Origin of the sequence: Lysobacter sp. S4-A87 (genome assembly GCF_022637455.1) — a bacterium.
In the GTDB taxonomy this organism is placed as follows: Bacteria; Pseudomonadota; Gammaproteobacteria; order Xanthomonadales; family Xanthomonadaceae; genus Lysobacter_J.
Window position 1 is genome coordinate 949,035 of sequence record NZ_CP093341.1, and the last position, 23,067, is coordinate 972,101.

The window sequence follows — 23,067 nt, forward strand, 5'->3', positions numbered from 1 at the left end:
CTTACCCGGGCTACGCCGCAACAGGTATCGGGCAACAAGGCACAATGACCGCATGACCGACTCACGCAGCGATGCGCTTCGCCAGCAGCAGGCCGACGCACTCATCGGCGAGCTGCAACGCCAGGGCGCCGGTCGCCTGACGATCTTCCTCGGCGCCGCGCCCGGCGTCGGCAAGACCTACACCATGCTCAGCCGCGGGCGCGAACTGCAGCGCCGCGGCCTCGACGTCGTCGTCGGCCTGGTCGAGACCCACGGCCGCGCCGAAACCGCGGCGCTGATCGAAGGCCTGGAGGTGCTGCCGCGCAAGCGCGTCGACTACCAGGGCAAGATGCTGGAGGAGCTCGACCTCGACGCCCTGCTCGCCCGCAGGCCCAGGCTCGCCCTGGTCGACGAGCTCGCCCACCGCAACGTCCCCGGCAGTCGCCACGAGCGTCGCTGGCAGGACGTGATCGAACTGCTCGATGCCGGCATCGATGTCTTCACCACGATCAACATCCAGCATCTGGAAAGTCTCAACGACGTCGTCCACCGCATTACCGGCGTGCGCGTCAGCGAGACCGTGCCCGATGCCGTGTTCGACCGCCTGCGCGACATCGTCCTGGTCGACCTGCCGCCGCGCGAGCTGATCGAACGCCTGCAGCAGGGCAAGGTCTACGTGCCCGACCAGGCCGCGCACGCATTGCAGGCCTTCTTCTCGCCCAGCAACCTGACCGCCCTGCGCGAACTGGCGATGCAGACCGCCGCCGACCGCGTCGACAGCGACCTGCGCGAGGCGCAGACCGCGCGCGGCCTGCCCGGCGTTCCGTTGCGTCGCGGCGTGATGGTGGCGATCGACGGGCGCGGCCAGTCCGAGTACCTCGTGCGCGTGGCCCGGCGCATCGCCGAGCGCCGCGACTCGCCCTGGACCGTGGTGACCGTACAGGGGGCGGCCGCCGCAGGCGAGGCGCAACAGCTCGAACTGGACCGTGCCTTCGCCCTGGCGCGTCGCCTCGGCGGCGACGCACTGGTGCTGCACGGCAACAGCATCGTCGACGCCCTGCTCGACCAGGCCGCGCGATCCGGCGCCAGCACGATCGTGCTCGGCCGGACCCGCGAGCGGCCGGTCGCGCGCATGTTCAACCGGACCCTGACGCAACAGCTGATCCAGCGCGGCGCCCATTACGAGCTGACCATCGTCAGCACGCCCGAGGCAAGGGCGCGGTCCCGTCGATCCTGGCGCAGCCCCGGCGGCTACCTGACCCGCAGCGATACCGCGCTCGCGGTGACCTCCGCCGCGCTGGCCACGGCGCTGGCCTGGATCGCCGAGCGCTGGATCGCACTGGACGACCTGTCGCTGATCTTCATCGTCGCGGTGGTGCTGGTGGCCGCGCGCACGCGCATGGCCGCGGCCGTGATCTCGGCGGTGCTGTGCTTCCTGGCGTACAACTTCTTCTTCATCGAGCCGCGCTACACGCTGCTGATCGGTGCACGCCAGGGCGTGACCACGGTGGTGCTGTTCCTGATCGCGGCACTGGTCGCCGGCCGCCTGGCATCGAAGCTGCGCATGCAGGTGGTGGCGCTGCGCGCAGCCAATGCACAGGCCACCGCGTTGCAGACGCTGGGCCGGCAGCTGGCCAGCGCCGCCGACCTGGGTCAGGTGTTGCAGGCCGGGCGCGATGCGCTGCGGCGCGCGCTCGACGCCGAGGTGATGCTGCAGGTTGGCGATCACCAGGTGCATGCCGAGCTGCTGACCGAGAAAGACCGCGCTGCCGCCGACTGGGCGATCCGTCACCGGCAGGCGTCGGGGCGCTACACCGACACGCTTGCCGGCTCGGAATGGTGGTTCCAGCCGCTGCCCCTGGGCGAGCGCGAGACCGGCCTGCTCGGCCTGCGCTTTCCGCCGCAGCTGCACCGCCTTGGCATCGAGCAACGCCGCCTCGCCGAAGCCATGGCCGAAGACATCGCCCAGGCCATCGTGCGCACGCGCCTGGTCGCCGACCTCGAAAACGCACGCGTCAGCAACGAGACCGAACGCCTGCGCTCGGCGTTGCTGTCATCGGTCTCGCACGACCTGCGCTCGCCGCTCGCCTCGATCATCGGATCGGCCAGCAGCCTGGACCACTACGCCGACGCGATGGACAAGCAGGACCGGCACAGCCTGCTGGAGACCATCCGCATCGAAGGCGAGCGCCTGGACCGCTACATCCAGAACCTGCTCGACATGACCCGGCTCGGCCACGGTGGACTCACCCTCAACCGCGACTGGATCGGCGTCGACGAGCTGATCGGCTCGGCGGTGACGCGATTGCAGCGTTACGCACCCGGGGCGACGTTCGATGTCTCGATCGAACCCGACCTGCGCCCGATCTGGGTGCACCCGGCGCTGGTCGAGCAGGCGCTGTTCAACGTGCTGGAAAACGCCGCGAAGTTCTCGCCGCCGGGCGCAGCGATCGCGATCGATGCCCGGACCGTCGACGACGACCGGCTGCGCATCGACGTGCGCGACCGCGGCCCGGGCATCCCCGAGGACGAACGCAAGCGCATCTTCGACATGTTCTACAGCGTTGAGCGAGGCGACCGCGGCCGCCAGGGCACCGGCCTGGGCCTGGCGATCTGCCAGGGCATGATCGGCGCACACGGCGGCAGCGTGGAGGCCCTGCCCGGTCCGGACGGGCGCGGCACGACGATCCGCATTACGCTTCCGCGCATGGAGCCGCAGTGACGCACGACAGCCCAACCACCCCGCCCGCGCGCGTCCTCGTCATCGACGACGAGCCGCAGATCCGCAAGTTCCTCGACATCAGCCTGCGCGCGCAGGGCTATGCGGTCGAAAGCGCGGAGACCGGCCAGGGCGGGCTGGAAGCGCTGGCCACCCACGGCGCCGACCTGGTCATCCTCGACCTGGGCCTGCCCGACCGCGACGGCCACGAGGTACTGCGCGAACTGCGCCAATGGTCGACCGTGCCGGTGATCCTGCTGACGGTGCGCGCCGGCGAAGCCGAGAAGGTCGCCGCGCTCGACGCCGGTGCCAACGACTACGTCACCAAGCCCTTCGGCGTGCAGGAGCTGATGGCGCGCGTGCGTGCGCTGCTGCGTTCGAATGCCGCGCCCGCCGGCAGCCAGCCGCTGTACGACGATGGCCGCCTGCACGTCGACCTGGCGCGTCGCGAAGTGCGCCTGCAGGGCGAACCGGTGGCGCTGACGCGCAAGGAATACGCCCTGCTCGCCCTGCTGATCCAGCATGCCGGGCGTGTCGTCACCCAGCCACAGCTGCTGCGCGAACTGTGGGGCCCCACCCACCAGCACGACACCCATTACCTGCGCATCCTCGTCGGCAAGTTGCGGCACAAGCTCGGCGACGATGCTGCAGCGCCGCATTGGATCGCGACCGAACCGGGCGTCGGACTGCGTTTCATCAGTCGGGACCCGACACACTCCGGTCATTGACCTGTGCTAGGGGCCGGACCCGGTGGACTGCCAGCGCAGCCGCCGGGCGGGCGGGCCGAGCGAGGGGCGGTGCATGTCCAAGTGGGCAGGCAAGTGGGCGCAGATGAAGGCGACGACGGTGGGACTGGTCGTCCTCAAACTGGTGTTGATCGCGGTCTACCTGCTGGGCACCAACCGCCTGCTGGTCGATCGCGTGGCCCATATCGGGCTGAAACCGGGACTGGCGGTGTTCGCCGCCGTCTGGCTGGTGTGCCTGGTGTCGATGCTGGCGCTGGCGTTCCACTCGCGGCCGGCGACCCGCGCGGGCTGGAGCGTCGCCTTCTTCCTCAGCAGCGCCTTCAACCTCAGCCACGCGCTGATCACCTCGCGCCACCTCGGCCTGGCCGACTTCGAACAGTTGCTGGGCCTGATCGGGTTCGCCGGCAACCTCGCCGGCTTCCACGATGCGCAGCTGGCCCAGGCGCTGCTGTGGTCGCTGCTGGGCGTGGTCGCGCTCAACCTGCCACCGTGGTTCCCGCCACCGGCCTGGCTGCCGGCGCCGCTGGCCTGGCCGCTGCGGCACGCCGGATGGATGCAGGTCGTGCCGATCGTGCTGATCGCGGCGATCCTGTACCTGCGCGGCGGCGAAGGTTCCAACGGCTTCCCCGGGCAGTACAACCCGGCAGCATTCGCCTTCGTGCTCGGCGCAGAGAAGGTGCTGGCGCCGGCCACGCCACCGCGCCAGGACGTCGCGCTCAAGCCTCCGGGCCAGCGCCCCTTCCGCCACGTCGTGCTGGTGATGGACGAGAGCGTGCGCGGCGACTATGTCGACATCAACGTCGACGACGGTGTCGAGACCGGCCTGCGACCGCTTGGCCCGGCGCTGTTCAATTTCGGCATCGCCGCCTCGGCCGCCAACTGTTCCTCCACCTCCAACGCCAGCGTGCGTTATGGCGTCACCCGCGACAGCTACCAGCGCGATCTCGACGTCAATCCGTCGTTCTGGCGCTACGCCAGCCGCGCCGGCTACCGCACGATCTACATCGACGGCCAGCGCCATGGCGGCAAGCTGCACAACTTCATGGACGAGCGCGAGCGCGCCGAGATCGACGAGTTCGTGCAGATCGACGCCTCGGTGCCGCTGGAGCAGAAGGACGTCCAGGCCGGGCACATGCTCGGCCAGATGCTGAAGCGGTCGCGGCCCAGCTTCATCTACGTCAACAAGGTCGGCTGCCACTTCCCATACGAAGGCAAGTATCCGGCCAGCAAGACGCTGTACTCGCCGACGATGGAACGGACCTACTTCAGCAACGAGGCCGATCCCGATGTCGCCCCGCAGCCGCACGAATCGGGCACGGCCAGCTCCGAGGATCGCTGGCGCCAGGTCAACAGCTATCGCAACTGCGTGGCCTGGAACACCCGCGAGTTCTTCCGCGAGGCCCTGGCCGACGCGCCGCTGGACGACGTCCTGGTCCTTTACACCGCCGACCACGGCCAGAACTTCCACGAGGACGGCTCGCCGGGCGCGCAGACCCACTGCACCACCGGCCAGGCCGCGGCCGGCGAAGGCCGCGTGCCGCTGGTCGCCATCACCCGCAATGCCGCCGTGGCGCCGATGCTGCGCGATGCCGCCAACGACAACCGCGACAAGGCCAGTCATTTCAACGTCTATCCGACCGTGTTGCGGGCGATGGGCTACGACATGCCGGCGACGGTCGACGGATTCGAACCGGACCTGTTCGCCAGCCTGGCCGGCGACAACCAGCGCTTCCTGTCGACGTACTTCGTGCGTTTCGGCCGCGAGCCGGTGTGGAACCCGATCGGCAAGCCTGCGCAGCTTCGCGACGGCCTGCAGCGGGCGCTGGCAGGGGATCGTGAGGTCAACGAAGGGACTGCGAGCGGCTCACGCTGAAGGGCACGGCTTGCCGGCGGGAGCGGTTTCAGGCTCCGGCAAGCCTTGCGACCACGCGGCGCGGGCGCTCGACGCGCGGCGCGGCGGCACGACGCAGCGGCGAGCGGTAACCCTGGGGGTTCATCGCCTGCCAATGCCAGGCGTCGCGGCACATCGCATCGACGTCGAACTGGGCGCGCCAGCCGAGCAGTTCCTGGGCCAGCGTCGGATCGGCGAACACTTCGGCCGAGTCCCCCGGCCTGCGCTCGACGATCTCGAACGGGATGCGCCGTCCGCTGGCGCGCTCGAAGGCGTGCACCAGCTCCAGCACGCTGACGCCGCGCCCGGTGCCCAGGTTGACGGTGAAGCCGCGGTCGGCCGCGACCAGGTACTCGAGCGCGTCGGCATGTGCCTGCGCCAGGTCGACGACGTGGATGTAGTCGCGCACGCCGGTGCCGTCGACGGTCGGGTAGTCACCGCCGAACACGCGCAGGCGATCGCGCAGGCCGACCGCCACCTGGCAGATGTAGGGCATCAGGTTGTTGGGCTCGCCGCAGGGGTCTTCGCCGATCAGGCCCGAGGGATGCGCGCCGACCGGATTGAAGTAGCGCAGGTTGGCAGCGCGGAAGCTGTCGTCGGACTGGCACAGGTCGCCAATCAGCTGCTCGGCGACCAGCTTGGTCCGCCCATATGGATTGAGGGCCTGCAGGCCGGCGTCCTCGCGCACCGGCACCTGGCTGGGATCGCCATAGACCGTCGCCGAGGAACTGAACACCAGCCGGCGCACGCCGGCCTCCTGCATCACCTGCAGCAAGGCGATCGTGCCGCTGATGTTGTTGTCGAAGTAGTCCAGCGGCTTGCGGCACGACTCCCCCACTGCCTTGAGGGCAGCGAAGTGCAGCACGGCATCGAAGCGATAGGTCGCGAACAGCGCGGTCATCGCCCGCCGGTCGCGGATGTCGACGCGATGCAGCGACACCGGTGCCCCCACCAGTCGCTGCAGCCGTTGCAGGACGCGCGGCGAACTGTTGACCCCGCTGTCGGCGATGACCACCTGGTGGCCGCGAGCGCACAGGGTCACGCAGGCATGGCTGCCGATATAGCCTGCACCGCCGCATACGAGGATTCGCATTGGATGTCGGAAGTCCTGGTCAAACGGGCCGACCGCCCCGGGCGATCGTTGCGCAGTCCGGCACATGCGGCCGCACTGCACGGGCACCAGCACCCTGCGCCGCGATCCCGGCCGGTTGCTCCCCAGACGTCGGGCAATTCCTTCGTCCTGTACTTGTGAACGCAGAACACCGGCATTTCCGGCACCCCCGGCAACGCCGCGAATGAGAACGCGCATCGCTCGCACCGGAATCGGCAAAAGGTCATGCGTGAAGGCATCGGGCACCCCCTCGCCCCGGCTCGGCGATGGCCGGATTCGACACTTCCCGCCGTTGGATTGACACGAATGCAAGGGGGGCTCATTGCCATGCGCTTGATCCAGATCATCCAGACCGTCGGCTTGTTGCTGTTCCTTTCGGCGTGTGCCTCCTCCGGCGACACCGCCGGCGCACCGCCTCCCAGCAGCGAGCATTCGGTCGACTCCTACCAGATCGGCATCGACGACATCGTCCAGGTGTCGGTCTGGCGCAACCCGGAACTGGGCATCACCGTCCCGGTACGTCCGGACGGCAAGATCTCGGTGCCGTTGATCGGCGATGTCTCCGCCGGTGGCCGTACCCCCGACGAGGTCGCCAAGGACATCCAGACCCGGCTCGCCACCTTCGTGCGTGATCCCCAGGTCGCGGTGATCCTCACCGACCTGCGCAGCCACGAGTACCTCTCGCGCGTGCGCGTGACCGGTGCGGTGCGCCAGCCGATCTCCATCCCCTATCGCCAGGGCATGACCGTGCTCGATGCCGTGCTCGCTGCCGGCGGTGTCACCGAGTTTGCCGCGCCGGCGCGCTCGGACCTGTACCGCAAGACCGGTGAGAGCACGCGCAGCTATGCCGTGCGCCTGGACCACATCCTCGAGGACGGCGACCTGTCCACCAACTTCAAGGTCGCCCCCGGCGACGTCATCACCGTCCCGGAACGCACGCTATGAACGGATCGTCCATGGACCTGGTGGTGGCCGAGGCGCGGCCATCGGCCGTGGCGGCATTGGTGCCGGTGGCGTTCGAGGAGAGCCGCCGCCATCCGGTGCTGCTGGCGTCGGTCTTCACCGTGATTGCGCTGGCCGCGCTGCTGTTCGGCCTGCTGCTGCCGAAGAAGTACAACTCGGCCACGACCATCCTGATCGAGGAAAGCAACATCATCAAACCGCTGATGGAGGGCCGTGCGGTGCCGACCGGTGTGGTCAGCCGCGCCGGCATCACGCGCGAGGTCGCCTTCAGCGCCAAGGTGATGAACGAGATCCTCAAGACCGGCGGCTGGCTGGCGAAGAATCCGAGCCCCCTGCAGAAAGAGCAGCTGATCGAGCAGATCACCAGCCGCACCGTCATCTCCAACCCGCGCGAGAACCTGATCCGCATCTCCTACACCGACACCAGCGCGGAGCGCGCGCACGACGTCACCAAGCGCTTCGCCGAGATGATCATGCAGGAGAGCCTGGCCACCAAGGAGCGCGAGAGCCGCGACGCCTACGAGTTCATCGACTCGCAGGTGCGCCAGTACCACGCCAAGCTCACCGACGCCGAGACCAAGCTCGAGAACTACCGCAAGTCCAACCCCGACGCGCGGCCGGGCATCGACGGCGACGTCAACTCCCGCATCGGCGAGCTGCGGCGCATGGTCGACACCTCGCGCATGGAGCTGATGGACCTGGACTCGCAGGGCAACGCGCTGCAGTCGCAGTTGTCGGGCGAGAACGAGATCAACGTCGTCCAGACCCGCTCCGGGCAGGTGATGGCGCAGATGGCCGAGCTCGAGAACGAGCGATCCCGGCTGCTGATGAACTACACCGAGCAGCATCCCGACGTCGTGCGCGTGCAGCACCAGCTGCGCGACCTTGAGGAACAGCTGCGCCAGGACGATGCCCGCCAGGATGCGCGCAAGATCGGCGCGCCGACGTCGCTCGATGGCGTGGCTTCGTTCAACCCGCTCTATGGCGAACTCAAGAGCAAGTACGCCGAGAACCGCCGGCAGAGCGCCGCGGTGTCCTCGCGCATCGCCACCAGCCAGCACCTGCTCGACCAGGAACTGGGCCGCAGCCGCCACATCGCCGCGTCCGAAAGCACCCTGGCGGAACTGTCGCGCGACTACGAAGTCAACCGCGAGCTCTACCAGGACCTGCTCAAGCGCCGCGAGAACGCACGCGTGTCGATGAGCCTGGACTCCGAACAGCGTGGCCTGAGCTTCCGCATCCAGGAACCGGCCAGCTACCCGCTGCGTGGCGTCGGCCTGCGTCTGGTCCATGTCGCCGGTGCCGGCCTCGGCGCCGCCGCGCTGGCACCGCTGTTCCTGCTGATCGGATTCGTCCGCCTCGACCCGCGCGTGCGCTCGCCGCACCAGATCGAGACGGTCGCTGCCCTGCCGGTGATCGGCTCGGTGCCGCGCTACCAGACCACCCCGGCACGCCGCCAGGGCAACCGCAGGTTCGTGATCGCGGCAATGATCGCCCTGCTGGTCCCGCTGATCTACGGACTGACCCTCGCCCTGAAACTGGTGTACGCCCAATGAGCGCGAACCCGATCTTCGAACGCGAAAGCGCCGTGTCAGACGACCGCAGCAGCCAGCGCTCGATCGCGCCGGCCCCCGCGCCCGTGACGCTGACGCCCTCGGAACTCGAGGAGCGCTCGATCATCCACCGCACCGCGGTCTCGCGGCCGGAGGTGGATGCATTCCGCGAACTGCGCACGCGCCTGCTGGCCGCGGTCGAAGGCAGCTTCGTGGCCCTGGTCGCGCCGGTCAGCAGCGGCAGCGGCGGCAGCTTCGTCGCCAGGAACCTGGCCACTGCCCTCGCCTTCGACGACACCAAGAGTGCGCTGCTGGTCGACTGCGACCTTCGCCACCCTTCGCAGCACAAGACGATGAAGATCGACACGCCGACCGGGCTGGTCGAGTACCTGGAGGATCCCGAAGGCGATCTGTCCGACGTGATCTACGAGACCGGCGTGCAGGGCCTGCGCCTGATCCCGGCGGGCATGTCGCGCGAGATCGGCGCCGAGTATTTCTCGTCGTCGCGGATGCGCCTGCTGCTCGACTCTATCCGCAGCCGCCACCCGAACTGCTACGTGTTCCTGGACGGCCCGCCGGTACGCGGTACGCCCGACGCGCGGATCCTGGCCGACATCGCCGACGTGGTGATCCTGGTGGCCGGCTACGGGCGTGATACCGCCGCGTCGATCGCCCAGGCCGCAGCCAACTTCGATCCGAACAAGTTCGCCGGCGTGGTCTTCAATGAAGGCGTATGAGGGAGCGCGAATGGCCAGGGAACGACGTCATCCGTTGGGCAAGGCCCGACAGTCCACCTTGTGCATCGCCCTGCTGGCGGCGATTCCACTGGGCGCCGACGCGGCCAAGATCAACTACTCCGTCGGTGGCTACGTCGAGCACAGCGACAACATCGGCCTGACCGAGACCAACCCGGAAAAAGCCGAAACACTGGGCGCGCTGTTCGACTTCGACCTGACCCAGACCGGCAAGAACACCAATCTCACCGCGCGCGGCGGTGCCGAGTACCTGTACTACACCGGCGACACCTTCGACGACGACATCCGCGCCACCCTGGTCGGCCACCTCGACTGGAACACCATGCAGGACCGCCTGCAGTTCGTCCTGGAGGACTACCTCAACTACGAGCCGATCGACGTGCTCGCGGCCAATGCGCCCAACAACCAGCAGCAGGTCAACGTCTTCCTGGCCGGCGCCACGCTCAACCTGCGACCCGGCGCGGCCACGCGCACGCGCCTGGACATCCGCTACAACAATTACTACGCCGAGGAGACGGAAGAGTTCAACGGCGACCGCTTCAACGCCGCCTTCACCCTGTGGCAGGACACCAGCGCGACCACGCGCATGTCCGGCACCATCGAGGCCAGCCAGGTCGAGTACGACCAGCCCAACCTGGGCGCCGACTATCGCCGCCTCGACACCTACGCGACCATCAACCGCAACCTGGCCAACTTCGACCTGAACCTGCGCGTGGGCTACTCGTGGGTGGAGCTGCTCAGCTTCGAGGGCGAACAGTCCTCGCCGCTCGTGCGCGGCGTCCTGACCTGGCGCGCCAGCCCGCGCAGCACGTTCAACGGTGCTCTCTACTACCAGTTCTCCGATGCCGCGCAGGAGCTGATCACCCGCTCCGACGACATCGGTTCGCCGAGCGTCGTCGCACCGCCGCCCAGCGACCAGGCCGCCAACGACCTGCTGATCGGCCCGGACATCTACAAGCAGCGCCGCGTCGAGTTCGACTACCGCTTCACCGGCGAACGCTACGACTTCGCCATCGGTCCGTACTACGAGAACAACGAGTACCTCGACCCGACCGTCGACAGCGAAGGCAGTTACGGGCTCGGCGTGGGCGCCACCTGGCGCATCCAGCCGATGCTGCACCTGACCTGCCTGCTCTCGCGCAGCTACCGCGATTTCGACACCTTCGACCGCGACGACGATGACTTTGCTGCCTACCTGAGCCTGGTCAAGATCTTCACCCGCAACTGGAGCGCATCGATCGACTTGCGCCACCAGGAACGCAACAGCAACGTGCCCGAAGCCAGCTATGACGAGAATGCCGCCATCTTCAGCGTTCGCTATACCCGCTGATGCGGCGGTTGTCGGCAGCGACGATCGACGCATCCGCCTGTTGCTGCTGACCGACACGGCGGTGTTGGCGCCGGGCGGCAGCGAGCGGTTCCTGCTGAACCTGGCCTCGCGGCTGCCGCGGGACCGCTACCGCATCACCCTGGTGCAGCTGCACGGCGGGAGCATGCCCGCCAACGGCCAGCCGGCCCGGCAGCTGCCGCACGTGCAACTGCGCGCGTTGCCCGTGCATGCGGTCTACGACGCCAGCGGCCTGCGCGCGTGGAATGCGCTGCGGTCGATGTTGCGCGAGGAGCACTTCGACATCGTCCAGTCCCAGCACGAGAAGGCCGACCTTCTCAACGCGCTGTTGCCACGACGCGCCGGCGGAGTTCGGATCTCCAACCGCCGCGACATGGGTTTCAAGAAGAGCGCCAAGCTGGCGCAGGTGTTCCGCCTGCTCAATCCGCGCTTCGACCGGGTGGTGGCACCGGCGCGGCAGATCCTGTCGGGCCTGGCCCACTGCGAGCAGCTCGACGCCTTGCGCATGGTCTGGATTCCCAATGGCGTCGATACCCGGCGCTATTGCCCGTCGACCTACCAGACCCGCCTGGACAGCCGCCGCGCACTGGGCCTGGACGAGGACGCGATCGTGTTCGGCTGCGTCGCCCGGCTGACGGAAGTCAAGCGCCACGCCGACCTGCTCGATGCCTTCGCCCGCGTCCATCAATCGCTGCCGCAGGCGCGACTGGTACTGATCGGCGATGGCCCGCTGCTGGGCGAGATCCGTTCGCGCATTGCCGAGCTCGGCATTGTCGACGCGGTGACCCTGCTCAACTTCCGCGACGACGTCGACACGCTGCTTCCGGCGCTCGATGCGGTCGTGCTCGCCTCCTCCAGCGAGGGCATGTCGAATGCGCTGCTGGAAGCGATGGCCTGCGCGTTGCCGGTCATCGCCACTGCCGTCGGCGGCAACCTGCACCTGGTGCAACACGAAACCAGTGGACTGCTGGTTCCGCCGCGGGACCCGATCTCGCTGGCGGCGGCCATGCAGACGCTGGCCCGCTCGCAGCACATGGCCCGGCGCATGGGCATGGCCGCCCGCGCCCGCGTCGAACGCGAGTTCTCGCTGGATGCGATGGTCCACGCCTTCGACCAGCTCTACCGCCACGTTTTGGGCCGGGCATGAACGCGCAGGCGCTGTCCGCGCTGCAGTTGCGCTCGAGCGCGGGTCTCTACGGTGCCGAACGCATGGTGCTCGCGCTGGACCGCGGACTGGTCCGCGCTGGCGTTCGCAGCCGCCTGCTCAGCATCAACAACTACCGCATGGACGAACAGGCGCTGCATGACACCGCCAGCGCCGCCGGCCATGACGCGGTGCTGCTGCCGTGCCGCGGCCGGATGGATACGGGCACCGTCTCGGCACTGGCGGCGCAGATCACCGCAGCCGGGTCGCGCGCAGTGGTCCACAGCCACGACTACAAGAGCGCCTTCTACGCCTGGCTGGCCACGCGCCGGCAACCGGCGCGACTGGTGGCGACCCTGCATGGCTGGGTCGAAGGCACTTCGTCCCTGCGCCTGTACACGCGCCTGGAACTGGCCCTGCTGCGCCGCTTCGATGCCCTCGTCGCCGTGTCCACCGACCAGGTGGCGCGACTGGCCCGCGCAGGCGTGCCGCGTTGGCGTATCCACTGCATCGACAACGGCATCGACTTCCCCGCGGCCGACGCCATCGGTGCAGCGGCGCTGCGCGACGAGCTCGGCATCGCCCCCGACACCCATGTTTTCGCCGCCGTGGCGCGGCTGTCGCCGGAGAAGAACCTGGCGATGCTGCTGCAGGCCTTCGCGCCCGTGGCCCGGCGCTCGCCTGGCGCAGTCCTGCTGGTGGTCGGCGACGGTCCGGAGCGAGCGTCGCTGCAGTCACTGGCTGGCGAACTCGGACTGGGCGCGCAGCTGCGCCTGCTCGGCAGCCGCAGCGACATGGGCGCGATCTACGCGCTGACCGATTGCCTGGTGCTGCCATCGCTGACCGAAGGCATGCCGCTGGTCGTGCTCGAAGCCATGGCCTGTGGCGTACCGGTGTTGGCCAGCGCCGTGGGCGATGTCCCGCGCCTGCTGGCCCACGCCGACCATGGCCGGCTCGTGCCAGCCGGCGATCGTGAAGCCTTGCAGGGCGCACTCGCCGACACGGCGGCGCTGCCGCGGCGGGTCGACCTGCGCGCGCGCCAGTACGTGCGGGAGAACCACGGCGCGCAGGCGATGGCCGAGCGCTACCTCGGGCTGTACCTGCGCCTGCAGGAGAAGACGCATGACCGCCGTGCGTCCTAGCTTGCCGCGTGGTCCGTCCGATGCCGCTCCTGCCCAGGGGCCGGCGCAGCCGCGCTTCCCGCTGGCCGCGCGTGCCCTCAACAGGACCGGGCCGACTACGCGCGGCACCGATCCTCGCAGTATTGATGCTCGCGGCAATGCCCGCGGCACGGCGGCCGCCTCGCAGGCCGCGGCCGCGCTGCGGTTGCCCGCCGCTCCGCGCAACTGGGCGCTGTACCTGTTCCTGGTCCTTCTGCCCCTGCAGAACATCACCGCCGGCTATCTGCCCAACATCGGCGGCGGCTTCAACTTCCTCAACATCATGTTCCTGCTGTCGCTGGCCACGGCGATGTCGCAGCAGGGGCACCTGGCCAAGGGCGAGGCCGTCAACGGCTGGGTGATGGCCTACAGCGTCTACGCGATCATTTCGATGTGCATCGGCTACCAGTACGTCACCGCGGCCGAGAACCACCTCAACCAGCTCAAGGACCACCTGGTCGGCCTGTTCGTGCTCTACGTCGTGCAGATGAGCGTGCGCGACTGGAAGGGCGTGCGGCTGGTGGTCCTGGCCACGCTGGTACCGTTGCCATACATCGCCAAGGTGGTGTGGGTGCAGCACTTCAGCGTGGCACGGACGCACTACACCGACGACCTGCGCATCAGCGGCACCTTCGCCCTGCTCGGTGCCAACGAGTTCGCCGCCTTCTGCGTCACCGTCACCATCGTGCTGTTCTCGCTGCTGCTGGCGTGCCGGCTGTCGCGGCGCTGGCGCATGGTGCTGGCCGGCGGCGTCGCCTGCATGGTGCTCGGCGTGCTCTACGCCTATTCGCGCACCGCCTACGTCAGCCTGATCGTCGGCCTGGTGGCGGTGATCCTGGTCTGGCGCGGACGCTGGAAGCTGATCCTGCCGCTGGTCCTGGCCGCGGCGCTGCTGCCGGCGATACTCCCGGCGTCTGTGGTGGAGCGCTTCGACAGCACCACGGTCGAGGAAGGCCAGCGCGACGAGAGCACCGAGTTGCGCATCGAGTACTGGAAAGTGGCCTGGGCCAACTTCCTGCGGCATCCGGCCACCGGCACCGGCTACCACACCTTCCACCACCGCGAGATCAATCCCTACGGCAAGGACACCCACAACCTCTACATCCGCACGCTCAGCGAGGGCGGCGTGATCGGAGCGGTGATGCTGCTGGGGGTGATGCTGTCGGTGCTGTTCCTGGCCTTGCGCGAACTACGCCATTCGCGCTCGGGCACCTGGCACTACTCGCTGGCGCTGGGCCTGCTCGGCGCCTGGCTCGCAATGGTCATCGCCAACCTGTTCGGCGACCGTTTCACGTATTACCCGGTAATCGCCTACTTCTGGGCCTACGTCGCCCTGGTGTTGAAGGCGCGCCATCTGCCACCGGAGGACGTCACGCGATGACCGCACAGCTGCGATCCTGGCTTCGCTACCTGCTGGCGTTGTGCAGCCACTACAGCGGGCTGGACTGGCTGTACCGGCAAGTCAGCGGCGCCGGCCTGGTGATCCTGATGCTGCATCGCCTGCGCGACGACCCCGATCCCTATCCGCTGAGCATGTCGCGCGGCAACCTGCGCCAGATCATCCGCTGGCTGCGCGGCCAGCAGGCGCTGGTCGGCCTGGGCGAAGGACTGCGCGACCTGTTGCCGTCGGCGCCGCAGCGGGTGCGCTATGCCCTCACCTTCGACGACGGCTACCACGACAATCTGGGCCTGATCGACGCCAGCCTCGGCCACGTGCCGGCGGTGGTCTACATCGCTACCGGCCATATCGGTGGCGAGCCGATCTGGGCGTACCGGCTTGCCCACGCGATCGAGTCGCGCAGCCGCGACCAGATCGACCTGGGTGGCCTGGGGCTGGGCCATTTCGACCTGGCCGAGGCCGATGACCGCTATCGTCTCTATACCCTGCTGCCGCCACGACTGAAGACCCTCGAGCCGGCAGAACTGGAGGCGTGGATCGACCACGTCTGCGAGCAGGCGCGGCCGCGCCCGATCCCGCACGAGAGCCGCGAGATGCTCGACTGGGACGACGTGCGCAAGCTCTACGTCAACGGCATCGAGATCGGCGGGCACACCTGCAGCCACGCCATCCTCAGCCGGCTCGACGAGACCGCGGCGCGCGAGGAAATCGGCCTGGCGCATGCCAGCATCACCACCGAACTGGGCATGCCGCCGCGCCACTTCGCCTATCCCAATGGCGGCATCGATGACTTCAGCGAGCGCGATGCACGGCTGGTTCGCGAAGCCGGCTTCGAAACCGCAACCACGTCCATCGAAGGCATCAACCGTCCGGGCGCCGACCCCTACCGGCTGATGCGCTTCAACGTCCACGAAGAGCGCTTCCGTGCGCCATCCGGCCGGCTTTCCAGGGCGCTGTTCTTCAGCGAGACCAGCGGCCTGCTGGGATGGCTGCGCGGTTGCCGCGCCGCCGCCGACCCGCTTCGCGACAGCAGCGTGCAGCCGGGGTGACGCCGTGACTACCGATGCCGTGAGCGGCCCCGCGCGACTGCCGATCCTGATGTACCACGGCCTCCACGTCGACGCCGATTCGCGCGGGCGCTTCGATCCGGTGTACAGCGTCGAGCCGGACCGGTTCGCCCGCCAGCTCGACTGGATCCAGGCGCAGGGCTTGCGCAGCATGCTGCTCGACGAGGCGATGCAGCAGCGTGGCGATCGCGCCGTGGTCATCAGCTTCGACGACGGCGACGTCTCCAACGTCGAGGTCGCGCTGCCGCAGCTGCTCGAACGCGGCATGAAAGCCGAATTCTTCATCACCACCGGGTTCATTGGTGCAACCGGAATGCTGTCCGCCGACGAAGTGCGCGAGCTGGCTGCGGCCGGCATGGGCATCGGTTCGCACGGTTGCAGCCATGCCTTCCTCGAGGACCTGGACACGACCGCGCTGATGTCGGAACTGGACGACAGCCGCTGCCGGCTGCAGGCGCTCAGCCGCCGCCCGGTCGAGGCGATCGCGCTGCCGGGTGGCCGCGGCGGCGAGCGCGAACTGCGCGCGGCGCAGTCGTTGGGGTACCAGCATCTGCTCGGTTCGGTGCCCGGCCCCAACCTGCGCGCCCGTGGCGACTGCTGCCTGCAGCGGCTGGCGATCACCCGCAACCTGGGCATGGACGACTTCGCCGCACTGGTGCGCTGGCAAGGCCTGTCGCCGCGGCTGCTGCAGGCGCGCCACGCCGCCCTCTCGCTGCCCAAGCGCGTGCTTGGCAACAAGGGCTACGAACGCCTGCGCGAGCGTCTGCTATGACGATCCTGACCGCCAGCGCCGAGAGCGTGTTCTGGTTGTGCATCGCCCTGGTGGCCTACGCCTATGCCGGCTACCCGTTGCTGGTCGCGATGTTTTCGCACCGCTATGGGCAGGTGCCGTTTGAATCACGGATCTGCCCCGCCCTGACTGTCGTCGTAGCTGCCTACGACGAAGAGCTGCGCATTGCCGCGCGCATCGACGACATCCTCGCCCAGGACTACCCGCCGCAACGCCTGCAGGTGCTGGTGGTGAGCGACGGCAGCCGCGATGGCACCGCCGACGCCGCCGCCATCGGCGACCCGCGCGTGCGCGTGCTTGCACTGCCGCGCAACGTCGGCAAGGCGGCGGCGATCAACGCCGCGATGCGCCATGTCGAAACCGAACTGGTGGCGTTCACCGATGTTCGCCAGCGCTTCGCCCCGCGTGCGCTGCGGGCGCTGGTGGCGCCATTCGCCGACCCTGCCATCGGCGCGGTCACCGGTGAGCTGGTCATTGCCGCCGGCAACCGCGGCGCGGCCACCGAGGGCGTCGGCCTGTACTGGCGCATGGAAAAGCGCCTGCGCGCCGACGAAGCGCGGCTGGGCTGGCTGCATGGCGTCACCGGTGCGATCCATGCGATGCGCCGGCACCTGTTCCGGCCGATCCCGCCGGGAACCGTGCTCGACGACATGTGGATGCCGCTGAAGGTGCTGTGGTCCGGGCACCAGGTGTGGATGGCACGCGGTTCGATCGCACACGACCACGCCAGCTCCAGCGCCGACGAGGAGTTCCACCGCAAGCTGCGCACGCTCGCCGGCAACTGGCAGTTGCTCGCGCGCATGCCGGCGCTGATGAATCCGTTCTCCAACCCGGTGTTCTTCGCCTGGTTCTCGCACAAGTTCCTGCGCCTGCTGGTGCCGTGGGCCCTGCTGCTGGCGCTGGCCTCGTCGGCGCTTGCACCGGCACCGTTCTATCGCTGGGCGTTCTATGCGCAGTTGCTTGGCTATACCGGCGCAATGATCGGCCTGGGCCTGCCCAAGCTCGCCGCGCGACTGCCGCTGCTGCCTGCGGCAAGCGGCTTCGTCATGCTCAACCTGGCGGCGTTGCTGTCGCTTCCGGCGTCGCTGGCCGGGCCGTCGCGCCTGTGGCGGAAACACTGATGGCGCGCATCCTCGCCCTCACCAGCCGCCTGCCCTATCCCCCGCGCGAGGGCCATCAGTTGCGCGCCTGGCACGTGCTCAAGGCGCTCGCTTCGCGCCACGAAGTGACCCTGCTCAGCTTCCTGCGCAGCGACGACGCGCTGGAAGAGGCCGGGCCGCTGCGTGCGGTGCTGGCGCGCCTTGAAACCTTCCCGATCGCCAGCGAGCACTCGCGCGTGGCACTGGTGACCGCCGTGCTGCGCGGAACCCTGACACCCATGCCGTTCCTTGCCGCCAAGTACCAATCGGCTGCGCTGCGCAGGCGTCTGGCTGAACTTTCGCGGGACGCCGACCTCGTCCATTTCGACATGCTGCCGCTGATGGCGCACGTTGACTGCGTTCCGGCTGGTGTGCCGGTCGTGCTCAACGCCCACAACGTCGAGCACCACCTGCTCGCCAAGCGCGCGCAGATCGAACCCCGGCGGGCCGCACGCGCGTTCCTGTCCACGCAGGTGTCGCGCCTGCGCGCCTTCGAGACCGGCGCCTGCCAGCGCGCCGATGCGATCCTCGCCTGCTCCGATCCCGATGCGCAGGCCCTGTGCGAGCTGGCACCCGGCCGCAGCGTCGAGGTGATCGCCAATGGCGTCGACCTCGATGGGAATCGTCCGGTGCAGGCGGCGCCGGATCCGGCGCGGCTGGTGTTCGTCGGCCAGATGGGATGGTTTCCGAATCGCGACGGCGTCGACTGGTTCCTTCAGTCGGTGTTCCCGCGCATCCTCGCCGTTCGGCCGGACGCGCAGTTCGTACTGGTCGGCAAATCCGACGGCTATGAGGTCCCCGCGGCGGTGGCCGGCAACGTCCGCCTGGCCGGTTTCGTCGACGACTTGCGGCCGGACGTGCACGCAGCCGCTGTGTACGTGGTGCCGTTGCGCGCCGGCAGCGGAACGCGACTGAAGGTGCTCGAGGCGATGGCGCTCGGCAAGGCGATCGTCACCACCACCATCGGCAGCGAAGGCATCGAACTGGAGCATGGCGAGAGTGCGCTGTTCGCCGACGACGCCGAGGGCTTCGCCCACGCCACGCTGGCCCTGATGGACTCGCCGGAGCAGGTGGCGCGCCTGGGCGCGGCAGCGCGCCGGCTGGCCGAATCACGCTACGGCTGGGACGCGATCGGTGCGCAGCTGCTCGATCGCTATGACCGTTTGCTTGGCCGCGCGAACGTGCCGGGCCACGCACGTGCAATGGATGCGACCGTCGCGTTCGCTGCACCTTCAAGCCGGTCATCTTGACGCCACTCCATCGCTTGCTTGCCGCCATGCGGTGTACGGACCCGCGTCAACGATCGACCGAACGCTGCTGCGTTCGGCGGGCTGCTTCCAATCAGACAATTCTTATGTGACAGCGAGCACAAGGGTGCTTGAATCCAACGCCCCTCCGGGTGTCCGGGTCCGCACGGACCCGTCGATTCATTCCCTCTTGGATGCCTCCCTGATGAAGAAGACTTTGCTGTTCCTTGCACTTTCCTGCGTCTCCATCGCCGCCAGCGCCACCGAAGCCAACGGCCTGGGCTATTCCCATGTCGAGCTCGACTACATCTATAACGACTCACCCCTCCGGGACTACAAGGGGCCCGGCTTTAGCGGTTCCTTCGAACTGGGCAACGGCTTCTTCGCCACCGGCAGCTACAGCCGCCAGAAGATCAACCACTTCGGTGGCCACAACGACCTGTCCGAGTGGAGCCTGGGCGGCGGCTATGCCATGGCACTGAGCGAGAACCTCGACTGGGTCAGCCAGGCGGCCTATGTCGAACAGGATGCCAACCTGAGCCTCGGGCAGTTCCAGATCGCCGGCACCCCGGACCGCATCGGGGAAGACGTCTCCGGCTTCCGCCTCAGCAGCGGCGTACGCGGTCGCATCGCGCCGAAGCTGATCGGCCACGCCTACCTCGGCTACCAGGACCTGGGCAACATCCGCAACCAGCTCGGCTCGTTCAAGTTCGACGGCGACGTGTTCGCCGACCTCGGCCTGGAGTACCACTTCACCGATCGCTGGGCCGCGACCACGCGCGTCAACCTGTCCGAAGGTGTCTCCGAGTACACCGCCGGCGTGCGCCTGTCGTTCTGACCTGCGCAGACCGCCCACGCAACGAGCCCGGCCCTCGCCGGGCTCCTGCTGTCCTGCAGGTCAGTGACGAGAACGCGCATCACTGAGCAGGAGGCGCAAGCACAATGTACTTGATGCCAAGCGAGCCAACCTGCTCGCGCAGCCTCTCCCCCTTCGCGGGGGTTCCAATCAGCGTGAGCGTCAAGTAGGGCAACTGCTTCCCATCAATCGCGCACGGCGTTCCTGCCATTGCACGGACTACCACGGGTGAAGGAGGCAATACACGCCTGCGCGACCAACCGACTGCTGGTTCGCTCCAATGTCTAAATTAATTGGCGGCGCTGGCGCAATCTATGAGGCAAATCCCAAAATGCCCTCAGTAGGGGCTGCGCCACTTTCTCGATTGGCGCCAGGACTGGACCATATGGCCGGTACACACCGGGACGTTTCGACGCGCGCAGCCAGGTCCTAGCGCGATGCCGTGGTCGGAGCTTGCTTGCCCGCACGCATCCGGTAATTGATCATGCCGGCCAGCTCATACAGGGCGGTCTGGGTCTTCTCCACCGCCGAAACCTGCGGCAGGAAGTAGCCGACGCTGCCCATCGGCACATAGTCCGAATCGCTGGCGTGCACGCAGGGATCGAACCCGGCGCTGCGGAATGACAGCAACGCACGCGGCAGATGCGCCGCCGAACTGACCAGACGCATGCGCGCGGGCAGCGTGCCGCGCAGGGCGAACGCGCTTTCCCAGGTGGTGGTCGAGGCAACCTCGGTGCGCAAGGCCGACTCCGGCACGCCCCAGTCGCGCGCCAGCCGTCCCATCACCGTCGCTTCCTTGATCTGGAACGGCCCGCCGCCAGCGATCACCAGTGGCGAGCCGGGATCGGAGCGCCACAGTTCCACCGCGCCGTGCAGGCGTCGCCAGCTGGCCTGGGTCAGCGCCGCGTAGTCGTCGTTTGCACGGGGTTCGCCGTCGAGGCCACCGGCCAGCACCACGATCGGCGTGCCCGGGGCGACGCAATGCGCAGTGGCCGGGATGCGCGATTCGAGATCGCCAATCAGCAGGTTCGCGGCCAGCGGGGTGCACAGCACCAGCACCGCGAACATCAGCACGACGCCGAGCGCGCGCATCGGCACCCACAGCCGTGACCAGGTCAGCCACAGCAAGGCGGCCAGCAACAGGCCCCAGGTCATCGGCGAGAGCAGGAGTTGGTACATCGCGCCGAAGTCTTGCATGAACACGGGGCGGGTGCGAGGTGGTTGCGACCGACTTTAGGCCGAACCGCGACGGCCACCGCGTTCTACAGGGTGTACCGGGCGGACGACCGCGGGTACACCCTGCCTTCTCTTCGGGATACGTCATGCGCGCCCTCCCCCGTCGTCACCCGTTCCGCCCGGAAATGATGCTGCCCACCCTGCTTGTCCTGCTGGCCATGCTGTTGCTGGGCGCCTGGCGCGATGCATCGGCGGCGGGCACCTATTACGTCCGCACCGACGGCGGCGACGAGAAACAGTGCAACGGCCGCGCCGACGCGGCCTACCCCGGCAGCGGCAGCGACGTGGACTGCGCCTGGAAGCACCCGTATTACGCGTTGCCGACCAACGACCGCCCGCGCATCGACGGTGGCGACACCCTGATCATCGGCCCGGGCGACTACATGATCGGCTGGGGCGCACCGGGACTGTCGGAGAACAGCACCCGCTGCGACCGCAGCGCGACCTACGACTGTTACCCCGCCGCACCGCCGAGCGGGCCCGATCCCGCCCACAAGACCCGCATCCTCGGCCAGGGCTTCGACAGCGGCTGCAAGGCGCCGCCGAAACTGTGGGGAACCGAGCGCGTGGAACTGGTGTTCAACCTGCAGGACAGCGACAACGTCGAAGTCGGCTGCCTGGAAATCACCGACCGCAGCGACTGCGTCGAATTCCACACCGACAGCGACCTGCGCTGCGAGCGCGACAGCTTCCCGTACGGCAACTGGGCCTCCATCGGCATCGGTGCCAAGCGCTCGCGCAACGTCTGGCTTCACGACCTCAACATCCACGGCCTGTCCGGTCGCGGCGTCATGGCCGGCGGCCTGACCGACTGGACCATCGAGCGGGTCAGGATCATCGCCAACGGCTGGGCCGGCTGGGACGGCGACGTCGGCGAAGGGGAAAGCTCCAACGAGGGCGACATCATCTTCCGCAACGTCGAGATCGCCTGGAACGGCTGCGCCGAGCGCTGGCAGACCGGCGAACCGATCGGCTGCTGGGCGCAGGAAGAAGGCGGCTACGGCGACGGCCTGGGCACCGGCAAGACCAACGGTCATTGGGTCGTCGAGGATTCGCGCATCCACCACAACACCTCCGACGGCCTCGACCTGCTGTACATGGACGAGTCCAGGACCGGGACCACGGTGGTGCGTCGCGTCTACGCCGCCGCCAATGCCGGCAACCAGATCAAGACCGCGGGCAACGCGCTGATCGAGAACTCGGTGGTGATCGGCCAGTGCGCCTATTTCCACAAGAAGTTCAACATGACCGACGGCGACATGTGCCGCGCCTACGGCAATGCACTGTCGATCGGGGTCGGCCGCAAGCACACCGCCACGGTCCGCCACAACACCATCACCGGCGAAGGCGACTGCCTGATCCTGACGGCCGGCGGCGATGCATCCTCGCGCATCGACATCCAGAACAACGCCCTGGTCGGCCAGCCCGACCTCACCTCGGGCGACAAGGGCGAGATGAGTTGCGGCCACTATGCCGACGAGAGCAAGGCCGTCGTCACCTTCTCCGGCAACGCCTTCTGGAACGTCAAGGACGACCAGTGCCCGCCGGGCAACCTGTGCCGCCGCGATCCCAAGCTAAAGGGCATGGACATGGCCGACTTCGACGCCGTCCCGCTGGAAGGCAGCCCGCTGATCGATCACGCCTCGCAACTGACGGAAGTGACGTCGGACTACCTCAAGCACGCACGCCCGGTCGGCGCAGCCGCCGACATCGGCGCGATCGAAGTCCAGGGCGCGCGCGCGGCGGCACCGGCGGCAGGTGCGGTCGACAGTGGCAGCGAGCCGCAGAAGACGACGGGGTCCGACGCGGGCGCGGCAAGCAAGGGCGCGCCAGCCGCCGAACAATCCTCGGCGATGACCATAGGCGCCATCGTGATCGCGTCGCTGCTGGCGGGCGGTGTTGCCGCAGTAGCGCGGAAGCAGCGCTCGCGTAGCGCTGCCTGACCCTGCCGGGCCTGACATTGC

Annotated in this window: 18 protein-coding genes; 16 read left to right on the forward strand and 2 right to left on the reverse strand. The window is 68.4% G+C overall.

The features are described from left to right. Positions 1-52 precede the first annotated feature (52 nt). The 3 genes from MNR01_RS04280 (at position 53) to MNR01_RS04290 (ending at position 5,317) form a co-directional block, all read left to right on the forward strand. A complete protein-coding gene (locus MNR01_RS04280; RefSeq protein ID WP_241919728.1) occupies positions 53-2,701 on the forward strand; it encodes a sensor histidine kinase KdpD in 2,649 nt (882 codons plus the stop codon). Then, positions 2,698-3,426: a response regulator transcription factor gene (locus MNR01_RS04285; protein ID WP_241919729.1), complete on the forward strand. Its 729-nt coding sequence runs from the start codon at positions 2,698-2,700 to the stop codon at positions 3,424-3,426. The genes MNR01_RS04280 and MNR01_RS04285 overlap by 4 nt, the downstream gene beginning before the upstream one ends. Positions 3,427-3,499: 73 nt before the next feature. Beyond that, entirely contained in the window at positions 3,500-5,317 is a 1,818-nt protein-coding gene (locus MNR01_RS04290; protein ID WP_241919730.1) for a sulfatase-like hydrolase/transferase, read from the forward strand. 28 nt (positions 5,318-5,345) lie between these two features. On the opposite strand, the gene galE is transcribed toward MNR01_RS04290, so the two are convergent. Beyond that, positions 5,346-6,428 (reverse strand): UDP-glucose 4-epimerase GalE, encoded by a 1,083-nt coding sequence (gene galE, locus MNR01_RS04295; RefSeq protein WP_241919731.1) that lies wholly within the window; start codon positions 6,426-6,428, stop codon positions 5,346-5,348. Positions 6,429-6,773: 345 nt separating this feature from the next. Between galE and MNR01_RS04300 the strand changes: the two genes are divergently transcribed. The 12 genes from MNR01_RS04300 to MNR01_RS04355 all read left to right on the forward strand — a co-directional run bounded on the left by MNR01_RS04300 (position 6,774) and on the right by MNR01_RS04355 (position 19,849). Next, positions 6,774-7,391, forward strand: coding sequence for an XrtA/PEP-CTERM system exopolysaccharide export protein (locus MNR01_RS04300; RefSeq protein ID WP_241919732.1), 618 nt, complete (start codon positions 6,774-6,776; stop codon positions 7,389-7,391). Continuing rightward, positions 7,388-8,965, forward strand: coding sequence for an XrtA system polysaccharide chain length determinant (locus tag MNR01_RS04305; protein ID WP_241919733.1), 1,578 nt, complete (start codon positions 7,388-7,390; stop codon positions 8,963-8,965). The genes MNR01_RS04300 and MNR01_RS04305 overlap by 4 nt, the downstream gene beginning before the upstream one ends. Continuing rightward, the gene (locus MNR01_RS04310; RefSeq protein WP_241919734.1) at positions 8,962-9,699 is read left to right on the forward strand and encodes a CpsD/CapB family tyrosine-protein kinase; all 738 of its coding nucleotides are present in this window, start codon (positions 8,962-8,964) and stop codon (positions 9,697-9,699) included. Before MNR01_RS04305 ends, MNR01_RS04310 begins: the two co-directional genes overlap by 4 nt. A gap of 10 nt (positions 9,700-9,709) precedes the next feature. Next, the gene (locus MNR01_RS04315) at positions 9,710-11,047 is read left to right on the forward strand and encodes an outer membrane beta-barrel protein (protein WP_241919735.1); all 1,338 of its coding nucleotides are present in this window, start codon (positions 9,710-9,712) and stop codon (positions 11,045-11,047) included. After that, complete coding sequence (locus tag MNR01_RS04320; protein ID WP_241919736.1) at positions 11,013-12,212, forward strand: glycosyltransferase; 1,200 nt, start codon at positions 11,013-11,015, stop codon at positions 12,210-12,212. Before MNR01_RS04315 ends, MNR01_RS04320 begins: the two co-directional genes overlap by 35 nt. Continuing rightward, positions 12,209-13,351: a glycosyltransferase gene (locus MNR01_RS04325; protein WP_241919737.1), complete on the forward strand. Its 1,143-nt coding sequence runs from the start codon at positions 12,209-12,211 to the stop codon at positions 13,349-13,351. Before MNR01_RS04320 ends, MNR01_RS04325 begins: the two co-directional genes overlap by 4 nt. Beyond that, complete coding sequence (locus MNR01_RS04330) at positions 13,332-14,750, forward strand: O-antigen ligase family protein (protein ID WP_241919738.1); 1,419 nt, start codon at positions 13,332-13,334, stop codon at positions 14,748-14,750. Before MNR01_RS04325 ends, MNR01_RS04330 begins: the two co-directional genes overlap by 20 nt. Further along, positions 14,747-15,817, forward strand: a complete 1,071-nt coding sequence (locus tag MNR01_RS04335; protein ID WP_241919739.1) for a polysaccharide deacetylase family protein — start codon at positions 14,747-14,749, stop codon at positions 15,815-15,817. Before MNR01_RS04330 ends, MNR01_RS04335 begins: the two co-directional genes overlap by 4 nt. A gap of 4 nt (positions 15,818-15,821) precedes the next feature. Further along, entirely contained in the window at positions 15,822-16,607 is a 786-nt protein-coding gene (locus MNR01_RS04340) for a polysaccharide deacetylase family protein (RefSeq protein WP_241919740.1), read from the forward strand. Next, on the forward strand, positions 16,604-17,746 hold the full coding sequence (locus MNR01_RS04345; protein ID WP_241919741.1) for a glycosyltransferase family 2 protein: 1,143 nt from the start codon (positions 16,604-16,606) through the stop codon (positions 17,744-17,746). The genes MNR01_RS04340 and MNR01_RS04345 overlap by 4 nt, the downstream gene beginning before the upstream one ends. Next, a complete protein-coding gene (locus tag MNR01_RS04350) occupies positions 17,746-19,014 on the forward strand; it encodes a glycosyltransferase family 4 protein (protein WP_241919742.1) in 1,269 nt (422 codons plus the stop codon). Before MNR01_RS04345 ends, MNR01_RS04350 begins: the two co-directional genes overlap by 1 nt. Positions 19,015-19,216: 202 nt before the next feature. Beyond that, positions 19,217-19,849 carry a hypothetical protein gene (locus MNR01_RS04355; RefSeq protein WP_241919743.1) on the forward strand — a complete coding sequence of 211 codons (633 nt, stop codon included), beginning with the start codon at positions 19,217-19,219 and terminating at the stop codon, positions 19,847-19,849. A gap of 447 nt (positions 19,850-20,296) precedes the next feature. Here the strand turns inward: MNR01_RS04355 and MNR01_RS04360 are convergent, their stop codons facing one another. Beyond that, complete coding sequence (locus MNR01_RS04360; protein WP_241919744.1) at positions 20,297-21,046, reverse strand: YdcF family protein; 750 nt, start codon at positions 21,044-21,046, stop codon at positions 20,297-20,299. A 143-nt stretch (positions 21,047-21,189) separates the two neighbouring features. Between MNR01_RS04360 and MNR01_RS04365 the strand changes: the two genes are divergently transcribed. After that, the gene (locus tag MNR01_RS04365) at positions 21,190-23,046 is read left to right on the forward strand and encodes a right-handed parallel beta-helix repeat-containing protein (protein WP_241919745.1); all 1,857 of its coding nucleotides are present in this window, start codon (positions 21,190-21,192) and stop codon (positions 23,044-23,046) included. The last annotated feature ends 21 nt before the right edge of the window (positions 23,047-23,067 follow it).

Coding starts and splice junctions, on each gene's coding strand:
- MNR01_RS04280 (WP_241919728.1), top strand. CDS start 53: ATGACCGACTCACGCAGCGATGCGCTTCGCCAGCAGCAGGCCGACGCA.
- MNR01_RS04290 (WP_241919730.1), top strand. CDS start 3,500: ATGTCCAAGTGGGCAGGCAAGTGGGCGCAGATGAAGGCGACGACGGTG.
- galE (WP_241919731.1), bottom strand. CDS start 6,428: ATGCGAATCCTCGTATGCGGCGGTGCAGGCTATATCGGCAGCCATGCC.
- MNR01_RS04300 (WP_241919732.1), top strand. CDS start 6,774: ATGCGCTTGATCCAGATCATCCAGACCGTCGGCTTGTTGCTGTTCCTT.
- MNR01_RS04305 (WP_241919733.1), top strand. CDS start 7,388: ATGAACGGATCGTCCATGGACCTGGTGGTGGCCGAGGCGCGGCCATCG.
- MNR01_RS04310 (WP_241919734.1), top strand. CDS start 8,962: ATGAGCGCGAACCCGATCTTCGAACGCGAAAGCGCCGTGTCAGACGAC.
- MNR01_RS04315 (WP_241919735.1), top strand. CDS start 9,710: ATGGCCAGGGAACGACGTCATCCGTTGGGCAAGGCCCGACAGTCCACC.
- MNR01_RS04320 (WP_241919736.1), top strand. CDS start 11,013: ATGCCGCCATCTTCAGCGTTCGCTATACCCGCTGATGCGGCGGTTGTC.
- MNR01_RS04325 (WP_241919737.1), top strand. CDS start 12,209: ATGAACGCGCAGGCGCTGTCCGCGCTGCAGTTGCGCTCGAGCGCGGGT.
- MNR01_RS04330 (WP_241919738.1), top strand. CDS start 13,332: ATGACCGCCGTGCGTCCTAGCTTGCCGCGTGGTCCGTCCGATGCCGCT.
- MNR01_RS04335 (WP_241919739.1), top strand. CDS start 14,747: ATGACCGCACAGCTGCGATCCTGGCTTCGCTACCTGCTGGCGTTGTGC.
- MNR01_RS04345 (WP_241919741.1), top strand. CDS start 16,604: ATGACGATCCTGACCGCCAGCGCCGAGAGCGTGTTCTGGTTGTGCATC.
- MNR01_RS04350 (WP_241919742.1), top strand. CDS start 17,746: ATGGCGCGCATCCTCGCCCTCACCAGCCGCCTGCCCTATCCCCCGCGC.
- MNR01_RS04355 (WP_241919743.1), top strand. CDS start 19,217: ATGAAGAAGACTTTGCTGTTCCTTGCACTTTCCTGCGTCTCCATCGCC.
- MNR01_RS04360 (WP_241919744.1), bottom strand. CDS start 21,046: ATGTACCAACTCCTGCTCTCGCCGATGACCTGGGGCCTGTTGCTGGCC.
- MNR01_RS04365 (WP_241919745.1), top strand. CDS start 21,190: ATGCGCGCCCTCCCCCGTCGTCACCCGTTCCGCCCGGAAATGATGCTG.